The 13,303-nt window shown below is 71.4% G+C and carries 14 protein-coding genes; 7 read left to right on the plus strand and 7 right to left on the minus strand.

What is annotated here, in order from left to right; genetic code table 11:
* The first annotated feature begins 17 nt into the window (after positions 1–17).
* Complete coding sequence (locus BIU95_RS16420) at positions 18–470, plus strand: thioesterase family protein (protein ID WP_071252247.1); 453 nt, start codon at positions 18–20, stop codon at positions 468–470.
* Here the strand turns inward: BIU95_RS16420 and BIU95_RS16425 are convergent.
* On the minus strand, positions 457–1,320 hold the full coding sequence (locus BIU95_RS16425; protein WP_042538556.1) for an acyl-CoA thioesterase II: 864 nt from the start codon (positions 1,318–1,320) through the stop codon (positions 457–459). The genes BIU95_RS16420 and BIU95_RS16425 overlap by 14 nt on opposite strands.
* A gap of 92 nt (positions 1,321–1,412) precedes the next feature.
* Between BIU95_RS16425 and BIU95_RS16430 the strand changes: the two genes are divergently transcribed.
* Entirely contained in the window at positions 1,413–2,114 is a 702-nt protein-coding gene (locus BIU95_RS16430) for a hypothetical protein (RefSeq protein WP_031259242.1), read from the plus strand.
* A 77-nt stretch (positions 2,115–2,191) separates the two neighbouring features.
* Entirely contained in the window at positions 2,192–3,034 is an 843-nt protein-coding gene (locus BIU95_RS16435; protein ID WP_071252450.1) for an NAD(P)H-binding protein, read from the plus strand.
* Between the two features lie 310 nt (positions 3,035–3,344).
* On the opposite strand, the gene BIU95_RS16440 is transcribed toward BIU95_RS16435, so the two are convergent.
* From BIU95_RS16440 to pepN, 3 genes are all read right to left on the minus strand, one after another.
* Positions 3,345–3,779, minus strand: coding sequence for a globin (locus BIU95_RS16440; RefSeq protein WP_228499471.1), 435 nt, complete (start codon positions 3,777–3,779; stop codon positions 3,345–3,347).
* A gap of 56 nt (positions 3,780–3,835) precedes the next feature.
* Positions 3,836–4,906 carry a mechanosensitive ion channel family protein gene (locus BIU95_RS16445; protein ID WP_017886036.1) on the minus strand — a complete coding sequence of 357 codons (1,071 nt, stop codon included), beginning with the start codon at positions 4,904–4,906 and terminating at the stop codon, positions 3,836–3,838.
* A gap of 75 nt (positions 4,907–4,981) precedes the next feature.
* Complete coding sequence (gene pepN, locus BIU95_RS16450) at positions 4,982–7,561, minus strand: aminopeptidase N (protein ID WP_056071444.1); 2,580 nt, start codon at positions 7,559–7,561, stop codon at positions 4,982–4,984.
* 120 nt (positions 7,562–7,681) lie between these two features.
* On the opposite strand from pepN, the gene BIU95_RS16455 reads away from it, so the two are divergent.
* Positions 7,682–8,335, plus strand: coding sequence for a DsbA family protein (locus tag BIU95_RS16455; RefSeq protein WP_259496435.1), 654 nt, complete (start codon positions 7,682–7,684; stop codon positions 8,333–8,335).
* 66 nt (positions 8,336–8,401) lie between these two features.
* On the opposite strand, the gene BIU95_RS16460 is transcribed toward BIU95_RS16455, so the two are convergent.
* Positions 8,402–8,920, minus strand: a complete 519-nt coding sequence (locus tag BIU95_RS16460; RefSeq protein ID WP_071252249.1) for a GNAT family N-acetyltransferase — start codon at positions 8,918–8,920, stop codon at positions 8,402–8,404.
* Between BIU95_RS16460 and BIU95_RS16465 the strand changes: the two genes are divergently transcribed.
* Genes BIU95_RS16465 through BIU95_RS16475 form a run of 3 tightly spaced genes read left to right on the plus strand, consistent with a single transcriptional unit; the run spans position 8,919 to position 11,077 of the window.
* Positions 8,919–9,560: a helix-turn-helix domain-containing protein gene (locus tag BIU95_RS16465; RefSeq protein WP_083389427.1), complete on the plus strand. Its 642-nt coding sequence runs from the start codon at positions 8,919–8,921 to the stop codon at positions 9,558–9,560. The genes BIU95_RS16460 and BIU95_RS16465 overlap by 2 nt on opposite strands.
* A gap of 46 nt (positions 9,561–9,606) precedes the next feature.
* Positions 9,607–10,095, plus strand: coding sequence for a ribose-5-phosphate isomerase (locus tag BIU95_RS16470; RefSeq protein WP_017886031.1), 489 nt, complete (start codon positions 9,607–9,609; stop codon positions 10,093–10,095).
* A 52-nt stretch (positions 10,096–10,147) separates the two neighbouring features.
* Positions 10,148–11,077, plus strand: a complete 930-nt coding sequence (locus BIU95_RS16475) for an Fpg/Nei family DNA glycosylase (RefSeq protein ID WP_017886030.1) — start codon at positions 10,148–10,150, stop codon at positions 11,075–11,077.
* A gap of 36 nt (positions 11,078–11,113) precedes the next feature.
* Here the strand turns inward: BIU95_RS16475 and BIU95_RS16480 are convergent, their stop codons facing one another.
* Both BIU95_RS16480 and BIU95_RS16485 read right to left on the minus strand, forming a co-directional pair.
* The gene (locus BIU95_RS16480) at positions 11,114–12,583 is read right to left on the minus strand and encodes an amidohydrolase (RefSeq protein ID WP_056071439.1); all 1,470 of its coding nucleotides are present in this window, start codon (positions 12,581–12,583) and stop codon (positions 11,114–11,116) included.
* On the minus strand, positions 12,580–13,233 hold the full coding sequence (locus BIU95_RS16485; RefSeq protein WP_071252251.1) for an FMN-binding negative transcriptional regulator: 654 nt from the start codon (positions 13,231–13,233) through the stop codon (positions 12,580–12,582). The genes BIU95_RS16480 and BIU95_RS16485 overlap by 4 nt, the downstream gene beginning before the upstream one ends.
* Positions 13,234–13,303 lie beyond the last annotated feature (70 nt).

Here is a 13,303-nt window from a genome sequence, read left to right on the forward strand (position 1 = left end):
TGCACGCTCCCATCCGCATGCGGTGGAGCGACATCGATGCCTACGGCCACGTCAACAACTCCGCGATGCTGCGCCTCCTCGAAGAGGCGCGCATCGTGGGGTTCTGGGGTGCCGACCCCGGTGAGGACCCCGACGGCGCCCTGCCCGAGCCGATCATCGACGGTCGGCCCGGTTCGGGCACCATGACGATCATCGCCGGGCAACGCCTCGAGTACCTGGCATCGATCCCGTACCTCCGTCAGCCGCTCGACATCCAGATGTGGATCGGGCGGGTGGGCGGTGCGAGCATCGACGTCTCGTACGAGGTCTGGTCGCCCGTGGGACGGGCCCCCGCGGTCCTGTACACCCGGGCCACGACCGCACTCGTGATGGTCGACGCGGCGACGAACCGTCCGCGTCGGCTGACCGACCCCGAGCGTGCCGCGTGCGAGCGCTACCTCGAAGACCCGGTGCAGTTCAGCCGCCCGTAGGCACCCGCATCATGCCCTCCTGGGCGACGGTGGCCAGCAGCTGACCGTCGCGGGAGAACATCCGCCCCAACGCGAGTCCCCGTCCGCCCTGCGCGCTCGGGGACTCCTGCGTGTACAGGATCCACTCGTCCGCGCGACCGTCGCGGTGCCACCACATCGCGTGGTCGAGGCTGGCGCTCTTCACACCGGGGGTGCCCCAGGCGACGCCGTGCCGCCGCATGATCGGCTCGAGGATGGACATGTCGCTGGCGTAGCCGAGCACCGCACGGTGCAGCGCCGGGTCCTCGGGCAGGTCGCCCTGCACCCGGAACCAGACCGCCTGGTGCGGCACGTGCTCGCCCTGCACGTCGACGAACACCGGACCCTCGACGTGCCGCAGGTCGATGGACCGTGCGGCCCACGCCCGTGCGACGGGGTGGTCGATGGCGGACAGGATCGACGCGGCCGACGGCAGGGACTCCGGGTCCGGGGTGTCCACCGGGTACGGGTCCTGGTGTTCGAGACCGGTGTCCGGCACCTGGAACGACGCGATCATCGAGAAGATCGGGACGCCGCGCTGGTACGCCTGCACGCGGCGGGTCGCGAACGAACGACCGTCGTGGATGCGCTCGACGGCGAAGGTGATCGGCACGTCGACGTCGCCCGGCCGCAGGAAGTACCCGTGCATCGAGTGGACGTCGCGACCGTCGATCGTGGTCTGCGCGGCGACGATGCACTGGGCCAGGACCTGCCCGCCGAACACCCGTCCGCCGGGGGACCAGTGGCTGGCACCGGTCAGGATCGTCTCGCCCGTGCTCGCGCCGGTGTCCTCGAGTCGCAGGGTCCGCAGGAAGTCGGGTTCGCCGTTCACGCTGTGCAGTCTACGAACGGCTGCCCGGCCTCGATGCAGGGTCACCACGCCCAGGCGGTGCGACGTCGACGGCCGGTAGGATCGTGGACGACATGGGCAACTCGTTCACGCTTCCCGACGCCGCCTCACTCGGTGACCTCCGCACGTACCTCGGACGTGCCGCTCGGATCGAGGACGGCTCGGTCCGGCTCATCGCCGACTCGGGCGTCCTGGCCGTCTACACGGCGATCCTCTACCCGCTCGGGTTGCTCGACGAACTGCCGACGGTGCTCGGCCTCCGCACGTTCTCGCTCACCGAGCCCGCCTCGATCGACACCGTGGTGCCGCTGCAGTCGCTGCTCGAGCGTCTCCGCCTGCTGGCAGAGACGCAGGACGCCGAGCACGCCGAGGGCGCGGACCCGACGCGGGCCACCCCGATCGAGGTCGAGCTGCCGCACGAGGTCCACACGGTCACGTGGGCGGCCATCTCGCCGCCCCGCGGGGGCTGGGTCCCGCTGCCGGACGTCTCGCCCGAACTCCTCCGCCGGGCCACCCGTGACGGCATCGCCGAGGTCGCGGACGCCGTGCCGTCCAACTCGGGCGAGGCCATCGTCCGGCGGATCCGTGCCGAGGTCTGGGGCAGACCGGTCCCCGGCGTCGAGCACCTGCCGGCTGGTGCGGGGTTCGCCGGCGAGAGCCTCGGCTTCCTCGGGCACGACCCGGTGCGCCTGTTCGAGACCGGTCCGTGGAGCCGTCTCACGACGTCGCGCGGCCACGTGCTCGTGAAGCGGCGCGCCTGGACCCTGAGCTCGTAACGACGACGACGAAGAAGACGGCGAGGACGATGACCGCCGCGGACCACGCCGCCCGGCCGCCGTGGTTGGCTGGCCGCATGCACGTCTTCCTCACCGGTGCGTCCGGCTACATCGGCTCCTCCGTCCTCCGCTCCCTGGTCGCCCGCGGCGACGAGGTCACCGCACTCGTCCGGTCCGACGAGAAGGCCCAGCACGTCCGTGACGCCGGTGGCCGAGCCCTGGTCGGTGACGTCACCGACACCGAGGTCGTCGAACGGCTGCTGCACGAGAGCGACGGCGTGGTCCACACGGCATCGGCCCCGGACGTCGACCCGGACTTCATCCGCACCGCGATCGCTGCACTGGCCGGCACCCCCAAGCCGTTCGTGCACACCGGCGGGATCTTCACCTTCGGCGACTCGACGGACATCTCGGAGCAGTCGCCGATCGACCCGCCGGCGCTGACCGCGTGGCGCGGTCCGAACGAGGCCCTGCTGCGCGCCAGCGACGTCCGGAGCACCATCGTCGCGCCCGGCATCGTGTACGGACGCGGCGCCGGCATCCCGGCGATGTTCGTCGGCGACGGCGAGCAGCCGGTGCGGCTGGTCGGGGATGGCTCCCAGCGGTGGACGACGGTGCACGTGGACGACCTCGGCGAGCTCTACGTCCTCGCGCTGCACCGCGGCGAGCTCGACGGGTACATCGTCGCGGCGACCGGGGACAACCCGACCGTGCGCGAGCTCGCCGAGGCCGGGGCCCACGGTGCACCGGTCGTCGCCGAGAGCGTCGATGCGAGCCGCGAACGGCTCGGGCAGGACTTCGCCGACGCGCTGCTGCTGCACCAGGAGGCGTCCGGCGCACACGCCCGGTCGGCCCACGGCTGGCGGCCGTCACGGCCGTCGCTGGTCGACGACCTCGCCTCCGGCTCGTACGTGCGCTGACCGCGCTGAGACACGCTGGCCGAAGACGCCGGCGTCCCGCGGGCACGCCGCCGGTTCCGCGAGACGCCGCCGTATTCGGAGGCGCGGAACGCACATGGCGGCGTCGGACGGACACGCCGGCGTCTCGCCAGCACGAGAACGCGGGAACCGCCGGACGGGAGGCCCGTGGCGACGCCGCCACGGGCCTCCCGTCCGGCGCTCGTGACGATCACTGCACGCCGGCGTCCGCGGAAGACGCCGCGGGAGCGTCGAGACGCCGCCGGATCCGGCGGCGTCTCGACGACACGACGGCGTCCGCGCCGGACGCGCGTCAGTCGAAGGTGTTCGTCATCGCGTGGGCAGCGCGGTCGAGGTAGCCCCAGAGCTCGGCTTCGTCCAGGGGAGCGAGCTCGAGCGACTCGACCGCCTCGTGCATGTGGTGGAGCCAGCGCTCCCGCGCCTCGGACGTGATGCGGAACGGGTTGTGGCGCATCCGCAGACGGGGGTGCCCGCGCTGCTCGCTGTACGTGCCCGGCCCGCCCCAGTACTGCTGCAGGAAGGCGGACAGGCGCCAGATCGCGCCCTCGAGGTCGTCGGCCGGGTACATCGGCCAGATGACCTCGTCCTGCTGCACGCCCTCGTAGAAGCGCCGGACGAGCCGGTCGAAGGTGGGGGCACCGCCGATCCGCTCGTACAGCGACCCGGTGGCCGAGGTGCCGTGCTCACCGACGCGCAGGGTGATCGGCTGCGCGGGGACGCCGGGCATGCCGAGCGAACCGCGTGCTCCTGGCCCACCCGGGCCGGTCGGGGGTGTGAGGTCGGTCATCGGGGGTCCTTCCCGCTGTCGGGCTCGTCGTCCGTGCGGATCGGCTGCCCGAGGATGTTGCGCTTGGTGCGCCGCGGCTTCGTGGGCGCAGCCATCGGCTGGGTGCGGACGGTGCGCAGCCCGTTGATCGAGGTGGCGTTCTCCCAGCCCTCGGGCATGATCATCGCCATCGCGGGCAGGGTGATGCCGAGTTCGTCGACGGCGTGCTTCAGTCGGGTGCGGAGCTCCCGGCCGACGACGTCGAGCTCGGAGGCGCGGGTCTTCACGACCAGGCGGAAGACCATCCCGGCGTCGGTGATCGACTGCAGGCCCCAGATCTCCGGCTTCTCGACGATCCGCTGGCGCCAGCGCGGCTCCTGCGACATCGTCACGGCGGCCTTGAGCAGGGCGTCCTGCACGGCGTCGATGTCGGTGTCGTACGGCACGGTGATGTCGACGAGCACCCGTGACCAGCCCTGGGAAAGGTTGCCGACGCGCAGGATCTGCCCGTTCGGGACGAACCAGAGGATGCCGTTCACGTCGCGGATCTGCATGACGCGCAGCCCGACGTTCTCGACGACGCCGGTGGCCTGCCCGGTGTCGACGACGTCACCGACGCCGGCCTGGTCCTCGAGGATCATGAAGATGCCGGACAACAGGTCCTTCACGATGGACTGGGCGCCGACGGCGAGGCCGGCCGCGACGAGGGACGCACCGCCGACGATGCCGACCGCGGCACCCTTCCACAACGCCGTGGCGATGACCACGAGCGCGATCACGACGACGACCACGGTGGCCAGGTTCTCGAGGACACTGCCGAGCGTCCGGGTCCGTTGCACGACACGCGCGGTCTGCACGGGGGAGGCGATGAGGGCCTGGGTGTCGGCCGCCCCCTGACGCTTCTTGACGCCGTTCACGATCCGGTCGACGACCTGCTTGATCATGCGACGGAGGATCAGCCGGAGGACGATCGCCGCGAGGATCGTGATGACGATCGTGATCGGTGCTTGCCAGGCGTCGACGAACTGGAGGAACGCGTTGGACGCCCACTTCGGGACGTCGGTGGTGTCTGCTGCAGCCAGGTTCATATCCGGTCGATGCTAAGCGGCGGGGCCTCGGCGTCCCTGGAGGAACACCAAGACCCCGCCGGATCAGCGCAGGGTTCAGGCGTCCGCGGCCTGGACCCGGAGCGCCCGCTCGGTGCCCGCGAGGCTCTCGGACACGATGCGGCGCAGCGCCGGCGTCTCCGGGTGCTCCGCGAGCCACGCGGCGGCGGCGTCACGGAGCTCGGCCGACGCGAGCGGCGCCGGGTAGAGGCCCGAGACGATGGTGTCCGCCATGTGGTAGCTGCGTTCGGCCCAGATGCGCGTGAGCACCTCGAAGTACTTCGGCACGAGGCCCTCGAGCAGGACCGGGCTGTTCACGTGCTGGAACCCGACCGTGGTCTGCCGCACGATCGCGTTCGGCAGCTCGGACGAGTCGACCAGCGACGAGAACGCCGCCAGCTTGCCCTCGGCCGTCGGGATCGTCGCCCGGGCGCGGGCCGCGGCCTGCTCGCCGGACGCGGTCTTGTCCGCAGCGAGCTCGGCGTCGATCTCGGTGCTGCCCGCGGCGCCCGCGAGCACGAGGCCCTCGAGCAGCTCCCAGCGCAGGTCGGTGTCGATCTCGAGGCCCTGCAGCGTGACCGAACCGTCGCGCAGTCCCTGCAGGGTCGCGACGTGCTCGGGCGTGGACGGGATCTGCGCGAAGAACTTCACGAACTGGAACTGCGCGTCCGAACCGGCTTCGGCCGAGGACGCGAGCTGCCAGAGCGTGTCGCCGACGGTGCGGACCGTGGCCTCGACCGAGCCCGGCGCCACGTAGTTGCGTGCGGTGAGCAGCAGCTGCGAGAGCGTCGTGCGGATGGTGGTCGACTCGGTCTCGGTCGCGATGTTGCCGAGCACCAGGCGGACGTAGTCGCTGGCGGGGGACTCGGCGTCGCGCGTGGCGTCCCACACGGAACCCCAGACGATCGAGCGGGCGAGCGGGTTCGCGATGGACGCGAGGTGCTCGATCGCGGTGCGCCGGGAGTGCTCGTCGAGACGGATCTTGGCGTAGGCCAGGTCGTCGTCGTTCAGGAGCACGAGGTCGCCGCGGTGCACGCCGACGAGCTCGGGCACGTCGGTGCGGGCGCCGTCGACGTCGATCTCGACGCGCTGGACCCGCTCGAGCTTGCCGCCGGCGGATGCCGTGTCCGCGCCGAACGGTGCGGACTCGTCGTTCCGGAACGCGTAGACGCCGATGGCCAGACGGTGCGGACGCAGCGTCGGGTAGTCGGCGGGGGCTTCCTGCAGGACCGTGAACGACGTGATGACGCCGGACTCGTCGGTCTCGATCTCGGGGCGCAGGGTGTTGACGCCCGCGGTCTCGAGCCAGAGCTTCGACCACTCGGTGAGTTCACGGCCGCTCGTCGCCTCGAGCTCGACGAGCAGGTCGCGCAGCTCGGTGTTCGAGTGGTGGTGCTTCTTGAAGTAGGCGGAGACACCGGCGAAGAACGCGTCGATGCCGACCCACGCGACGAGCTGCTTGAGGACCGAGCCGCCCTTCGCGTAGGTGATGCCGTCGAAGTTGACCTGGACGTCTTCGAGGTCGTTGATCGTCGCGACGATCGGGTGCGTCGAGGGGAGCTGGTCCTGGCGGTAGGCCCAGGACTTCTCCATCGCCTGGAACGTGGTCCAGGCCTCGGTCCACTCGGTGGCCTCTGCCGTGGCGATCGTCGACGCCCACTCGGCGAAGGACTCGTTGAGCCACAGGTCGTTCCACCACTTCATGGTGACCAGGTCGCCGAACCACATGTGGGCGAGCTCGTGCAGGATCGTGACGACCCGGCGCTCCTTGATGGCGTCGGTGACCTTCGACCGGAACACGTAGGTCTCGGTGAAGGTGACGGCCCCGGCGTTCTCCATCGCGCCGGCGTTGAACTCCGGCACGAACAGCTGGTCGTACTTGTCGAAGGGGTAGGCGACGTCGAACTTCTCCTCGAAGTACGCGAAGCCCTTCTTCGTGGTCTCGAACACGTACTCGGGGTCGAGGTACGCGGCGAGCGACTTGCGCGCGAACACGCCGAGCGGGATCGTCCGGCCGTCGCGGCTGGTCAGCTCGTCGCGCACGACCTCGTACGGGCCGGCGACGAGCGCGGTGATGTAGCTCGAGATGCGCGCGGTGGGCGGGAACGCCCACGTCGCGACGTCGCCGTCGACGTGCGGCTCCGGCGTGGGGGAGTTCGAGACGACCTGCCACCGCGACGGCGCCGTCACGGTGAAGGAGAACTCGGCCTTCAGGTCGGGCTGCTCGAACACCGCGAACATGCGGCGCGAGTCGGGGACCTCGAACTGGGAGTACAGGTACACCTCGTCGTCCACCGGGTCGACGAAGCGGTGCAGGCCTTCGCCGGTGTTCGTGTACAGCGCGTCGCTGACGACCACGAGCTCGTTCTGCTCCTGCAGGTCGTCGAGCTGGATGCGGACGCCGTCGTTCACCGCGGCGACGTCGAGCGCCGTGCCGTTCAGCGTGATCGAGTGCACGGTCTTCGTGATGGCGTCGATGAAGGTCGATGCGCCGGCGGTGGCGGTGAAGCGCACCCGCGTGGTGCTGCCGAAGCTCTCTGCACCGCGGGTCAGGTCGAGCTCGACGTCGTACGTCTGCACGGCGACGACGGCCGCGCGCTCCTGGGCTTCGATTCGGGTGAGGTTCTCTCCGGGCACGCAACGCTCCATCTTCGCTGGGGACGCGGACGATCGGTGTCCGCGTACGGGGCCCCGGACGGCGTCGTGCGCCGGCGGGACGATGGGCTCCAGCCTAGCGACGCCGCGTACGCTCGGATCGTGACCGAGACGACTGTGGACAACCCGACCGACCCCACCACCGAGCGCACCGCCGTGGAGTTCTGGTTCGACCCGAACTGCCCCTGGGCCTGGATGACGAGCCGCTGGGTGGGTGAGGTCGCCGAGCACCGCGACCTCGACGTGACGTGGAAGGTGATGAGCCTGTTCGTCCTCAACGAGGACCAGGACGTGCCGGACAGCTACAAGGAGCGCCTGCACGCCGGCCAGGTCTACCCGCGCATCGTCGCGGCGGCGAAGCTCCGGCTCGGCCAGGACGTCGTGAAGCCGCTGTACGACGCCCTCGGCGAGCACATCCACCACCGCCAGGAGTCCGACCCCGAGCAGGTCGTCCCCGCCGTGCTCGCGGAGCTCGGCCTGGACGCCGACCTGCTCGAGTACGCCTGGACCGACGAGGTCGACGCCGCCGTGCGCGCCAGCCACCAGGACGGCATCGACCGTGTCGGGCAGGACGTCGGCACGCCGGTCATCGCCGTCGAGGGCACCGCGTTCTTCGGACCGGTCATCTCCCCGGCCCCCAAGGGCCAGGAGGCGCTCGACCTGTGGGACGGCGTCGTCGCCGTCGCGAAGGTCCCCGCGTTCTTCGAGCTCAAGCGCTCGCGCACCGTCGGCCCGATCTTCGACACCACCGACTGATCCGGCGCTGACCGGCGGGGGACGGGTGGCCGGGAGGCCCGTGGTGCGCCCGCCCCGCCCGTCGCGTCAGATGAGCGGCAGCCGCATGAGCGTCAGGTCGAGCCAGCGGTCGAACTTGCGTCCCACCTCGGGCACGACCGCGACCGTGGCGAAGCCCAGGCGTTCGTGCAGGGCGATCGACCCCGTGTTGGTGCTGCAGATCCCGGCCATCATCACGTGTCGGCCCTCGGCGGTGGCCCGCGCGACCAACTCGGCCATCAACGTCGTCGCGATGCCCCGGCCGCGGAACGCCTCGACCACGTAGACGCTGTGCTCGACGGTCTGCCGGTACCCGTCCGGCTGCCGCCACTGCGAGTACGTCGCGTAGCCAGCCACGACCCCGTCGACCTCGGCCACGACCACCGGGTACCCGCCGCCCTGCCGCTCGGCGAGCCACCCGTCGAAGTACGGACGCGGGTGCGGGATGTCCTGCCAGATGGCGGTGGAGTGCAGGACGGCATCGACGTGCAGGGCGTGCACGACGTCGAGGTCGGCCGGGGTGCAGTCGCGGATCACGACCCCGTTCGTCGCATATGCTGTCGTCATGTCTCACATCGTAGACGACGCGCATGCCGATCCCGCAACCGGCGCCGACGACACCTCGGTCGCCGAGCAGCGGGCGCTCGGCGAACGGCTCCAGCGCCTCCGCAGCGAGCGCAGGTGGAGCCTCACCGAGCTCGCCGAGGAGTCCGGCGTCTCCCGCGCGATGATCAACCGCGTCGAGCGCGGGGTCTCCAGCCCCACCGCGACGATCCTCGGTCGCCTGTCCGGCGCCTTCGGCCTGACGATCTCGCAGCTCCTCGACGATGCCCTGGAGCACGAGGTGCCCAGGGCGACGGACCCCGACGAGGCGCGTGGGGTGCAACGCGGCGCGACCGCCGATTCCTGGACCGATCCCGACACCGGGTACCGCCGCCGTCCGGTCTCGAGCGCAGCGTTCCCCGCCGACGTCACCGAGGTGCGCCTCCCGGCCGGCCGCGAAGTGGCCTACCCGGCGTCCGCCTACGCGTTCCTGCGGCACTGCATCTGGGTCGTCGACGGCGTGCTCGAGGTCGTCGTCGGCGGTGAGCCGACGCGGCTGGCGGCGGGGGACCGGATCGAGCTCGGCGACCCCGCCGACGTCGTCTACCGCAACCCGGGCGAGGACCCCACCCGGTACCTCGTCGTGGTGGTCCGCGCACCGTAGTCCGTGGTGGTCCAGGCCCCGGAGCCGCAGGAATAGGATCGGTTCCATGCGCATCCACCTCGGAACGGACCACGCCGGCCTCGAGTTCAACAAGACCCTCGCAACCCATCTGACCGACGCCGGGCACGAGGTGGTGGACCACGGTCCGACCGAGTACGACGCGCTCGACGACTACCCCTCGTTCTGCATCAACGCCGCGCACGCCGTGGTGCAGGACCAGCGCGACGGTGTCCAGGCCCTCGGTGTCGTCTTCGGCGGTTCCGGCAACGGCGAGCAGATCGCCGCCAACAAGGTCGAGGGCATCCGGGCCGCGCTCGTCTGGAACGAGTCGACCGCGCTGCTCGCCCGTCAGCACAACGACGCCAACGTCATCTCCATCGGCGCGCGCCAGCACACCGAGGACGAGGCGATCCGGTTCGTCGACCTGTTCATCGCCGAGCCGTTCTCGGGCGAGGAGCGCCACGCCCGCCGCATCGCCCAGCTCGCCGAGTACGAGACCACCGGGCTGATCGCCGGTCGCCAGATCGACGCGTAGGGCTCGGACCCACGGTCCAGCAACACCGAGCAGCACCGAGTAGACAAGACCAATGCCCGAGGGTCACTCCGTCCACCGCATCGCCAACCAGTTCACCCGGCACTTCGTCGGCAAGCGCTGCGAGGTGTCGAGTCCCCAGGGCCGCTTCGCCGCCGGGGCCGCGCAGCTCGACGGCAAGCGCCTGATCGCCGCCCGGGCGGTCGCGAAGCAGATGTTCCTGGAGTTCGAGGACGACCTGTTCCTCCGCGTCCACCTCGGCCTGTACGGCGCGTGGGACTTCGCGGGCGTGATCTCCACCGCCGAGGCGCTGTCCGACGACGACGACCGCGAAGAGTCGCTCAGCTCGATCGGCGCACCGCGGCTCGCCCGCTACCGGATGGCCGAGCAGGAGAAGGCGGAGGACCCGATCGAGTCGTTCCCGCCGGACCCGGTCGGCCAGGTGCGCGTGCGGATCCTCACCGAGGACACCGTCGCCGACCTGCGCGGCCCGACCGCGTGCGTCGTGGAGACCCCGGCCGAGGTGCAGCGCGCGCTCGACAAGCTCGGCCCCGACCCGATGAACGACGACGGGCCCGAGGCCGAGAAGACCTTCGTCGACAACGTCCGGAAGCGCAACGTCGCGATCGGGCAGCTGCTCATGGACCAGTCCGTGGTGGCCGGCATCGGCAACATCTACCGCGCCGAACTGCTGTTCCGGCAGCGCATCGATCCGTACAAGCCGGGCAAGAAGATCACCGTCAAGCAGGCCAAGGCGCTCTGGGCGGACTGGTCGAAGCTGCTGCACGACGGCGTCCGCGACGGTCTGATGATGACGATGGACGACCTGTCCGAGGCTGACCACAAGAAGGCCCTGCGCTCCCGCAAGGACCGCCACTGGGTCTACCACCGTCAGGGCGAGCCCTGCCGGGTGTGCGGCACCGAGATCCGGATGGCCGACATGGCCGGCCGGAAGCTCTACTGGTGCCCGAAGGACCAGAAGTAGCCCACGGAACACGGACGCACCCGCCCGTCCTCCTGCTCACAGCTCCCGGTACGTGAACCGCCCGGCGACGGCCGTCCCGAGCACCCGCATGCCGCGCAGAGCGGCGGACGATGCCGCCAGCGGGTCGGACTCGACGAACACCAGGTCCGCCACGTCGCCGACGGACACCCCGACCCGCCCGTCGGTCGACCCCTGCCACGCGACGAGCGACGAGAGCCGTTCGGCCGGGTGCCACGGATCGCGGCCGTCGCGGTCCCGCCCGACGGCCGCCGCCATCGAGACCCACGGGTCGAGCGGCGCCACCGGGGCGTCCGACCCGAGCAGCAGGCGCGCTCCGGCCCGTGCGAGCGAGGCGAAGGCGAACGCCCGGTCGGTGTACCCGGCCCAGTGCCGGTCGGCGATGTCCCGGTCGTCCATGGCGTGTTCGGGCTGCACCGACGCGGCGACCCCGAGCCGGGCGAACCGGTCGACGTCGGTGTCGACGAGCAACTGCGCGTGCTCGATCGTGCCGCGGGTCCCGACGGTCTCGAAGACGTCGAGGGCCAGGGCGTTCGCCCGGTCGCCGATCGCGTGGATCGCGGGGACGAGTCCGGCGTCGACGGCACGCCGGGTGATCGCGACGAGGTCCTCGAACGGCCAGGCGAGCACGCCGGAGCCGTCGGTCATCGCGGCGGTCCGCGTGCCGAGCGACCCGTCCGTGACCACCTTGAACGGTCCCATCGTGAGCAGCCCACGGGTGCCCTCGACCACGTCGCCGGTGCGCAGCCCCCGGGCGATGGCCTCGTCGAGCTCGGCCGGGTACACCCCGGACGCGACCCGGATCGCGTCGGTGCCGGCGTGGATCCGGCGGCGCCAGCGGTCGAGCCCGAAGCGCATCTCGAGGTCGACCACGCCCGTCACCCCGCGGGCCGCCGCTGCTTCGGCAGCGTCCGCCACGGACGCGTCGAGCGCATCGTCCGGCACCTGCGACAACGCACCGGTCACGTCGAACGCGTCCTGCTCGCGCAGGACCCCGTCCTCGCCCGCCTCGAGCGGGCGGCCGACAGCGGCGGAGAAGTGCGCGAGCGCGAGGGCGTTGCACCACACCGCGTGCAGGTCCGCGCTGATGACGACGGTCGGGAGGCTCGGTGCGGCACGGTCGAGCAGCTCGCGTCGCGCAGGGCGCGGCCACGTCCCGTCGCGGTAGCCGTGTCCGACCAGGACGCGGTCCGTCACGCCCGCCCGCGCGACGGCGGCGAGCAGGTCGGCGGTCGCCTCGGCGGAGTCGCAGCCGGTGACGTCGACACGGCGGCGGACGAGCGCCCACTGGTCGAAGTGCGTGTGGTGGTCGCGCAGGCCCGGACCGAGCCAGGCGCCGCCGGCCTCGACCACGTCGGTGTCGACGCTCGAGGGGTCGAGCGTGCCGGTCGGGGCGATCTCGGTGACGCGACCGTCGACGATGCGGACGTCGGCAGGGGCCCCGGAGGTGCCCACACGCCGGACGGCGCGCAGCAGGATCTCGCTCATCGAGCCTCCCGGTCGTCAGCGCGCGCAGCGTGCGCTCGTGCCATCTCGTCGGCGAGCGCCGGCGACGCGTAGGGGCCGTCGCCCCGCAGGCCGGCGACGATGCGGTCGATCACCTCGGGGGCCTTGTTCTGCGACAGCTTGGCGCGGGCGTCGAACCGGGTGACGCGGATCCGGATGCCGACGGTGCCCTTCGCGATCCGGCGGGCGGTCTCCTCGTCGACCTGCAACGACACGGGCGAGGGCATGACGTGCTCGAAGTGGTCGACGAGTTCGCCGAGCACCCGGAAGTTCTCGTCGTCGGACAGGATCTCGGGGGTGCCCCAGACGTGGGCGGTGACGTGGTTCCAGGTGGGCACGAACTGTTCCGGCGGGTACCAGGCGGGGGAGACGTAGCCGTGCGGGCCCTGGAACACGACGAGGACCTCGTGCTGTCCGAGTCCGTGCGCGACCTCGTCGGGTCGGCCGACGTGGGACACCAGGACGAGGGCGTCCGGGTCGTCGTCGGGGCCGGGGGTCTCGAGCAGCACCGGGTAGTGCGAGGCGACCAGTCCGTCCGCGGTGTGCGACACGATCGTCGCCCACGGGTTCCCGGTGATGAGGCGTCGGACCTCGTCGACGTCGGTCAGCAGGAAGTGCGGTGTGTGGCGCATCCTCCGAGCGTGGCACAACGAGCCGGGTCCTGCGACGGGCGTGGTTTCGCTGGTGTTTCTGCGCGGTAAA

The sequence above is a fragment of the Curtobacterium sp. MCBA15_007 genome (genome assembly GCF_001864905.1).
Classification (GTDB): domain Bacteria; phylum Actinomycetota; class Actinomycetes; order Actinomycetales; family Microbacteriaceae; genus Curtobacterium; species Curtobacterium poinsettiae.

Coding starts and splice junctions, on each gene's coding strand:
- BIU95_RS16445 (WP_017886036.1), bottom strand. CDS start 4,906: ATGAACCTGGCTGCAGCAGACACCACCGACGTCCCGAAGTGGGCGTCC.
- BIU95_RS16435 (WP_071252450.1), top strand. CDS start 2,192: ATGCACGTCTTCCTCACCGGTGCGTCCGGCTACATCGGCTCCTCCGTC.
- BIU95_RS16485 (WP_071252251.1), bottom strand. CDS start 13,233: ATGCGCCACACACCGCACTTCCTGCTGACCGACGTCGACGAGGTCCGA.
- BIU95_RS16440 (WP_228499471.1), bottom strand. CDS start 3,779: ATGCCCGGCGTCCCCGCGCAGCCGATCACCCTGCGCGTCGGTGAGCAC.
- BIU95_RS16420 (WP_071252247.1), top strand. CDS start 18: ATGCGGTGGAGCGACATCGATGCCTACGGCCACGTCAACAACTCCGCG.
- BIU95_RS16480 (WP_056071439.1), bottom strand. CDS start 12,583: ATGAGCGAGATCCTGCTGCGCGCCGTCCGGCGTGTGGGCACCTCCGGG.
- BIU95_RS16460 (WP_071252249.1), bottom strand. CDS start 8,920: ATGACGACAGCATATGCGACGAACGGGGTCGTGATCCGCGACTGCACC.
- BIU95_RS16475 (WP_017886030.1), top strand. CDS start 10,148: ATGCCCGAGGGTCACTCCGTCCACCGCATCGCCAACCAGTTCACCCGG.
- BIU95_RS16465 (WP_083389427.1), top strand. CDS start 8,919: ATGTCTCACATCGTAGACGACGCGCATGCCGATCCCGCAACCGGCGCC.
- BIU95_RS16470 (WP_017886031.1), top strand. CDS start 9,607: ATGCGCATCCACCTCGGAACGGACCACGCCGGCCTCGAGTTCAACAAG.
- BIU95_RS16430 (WP_031259242.1), top strand. CDS start 1,413: ATGGGCAACTCGTTCACGCTTCCCGACGCCGCCTCACTCGGTGACCTC.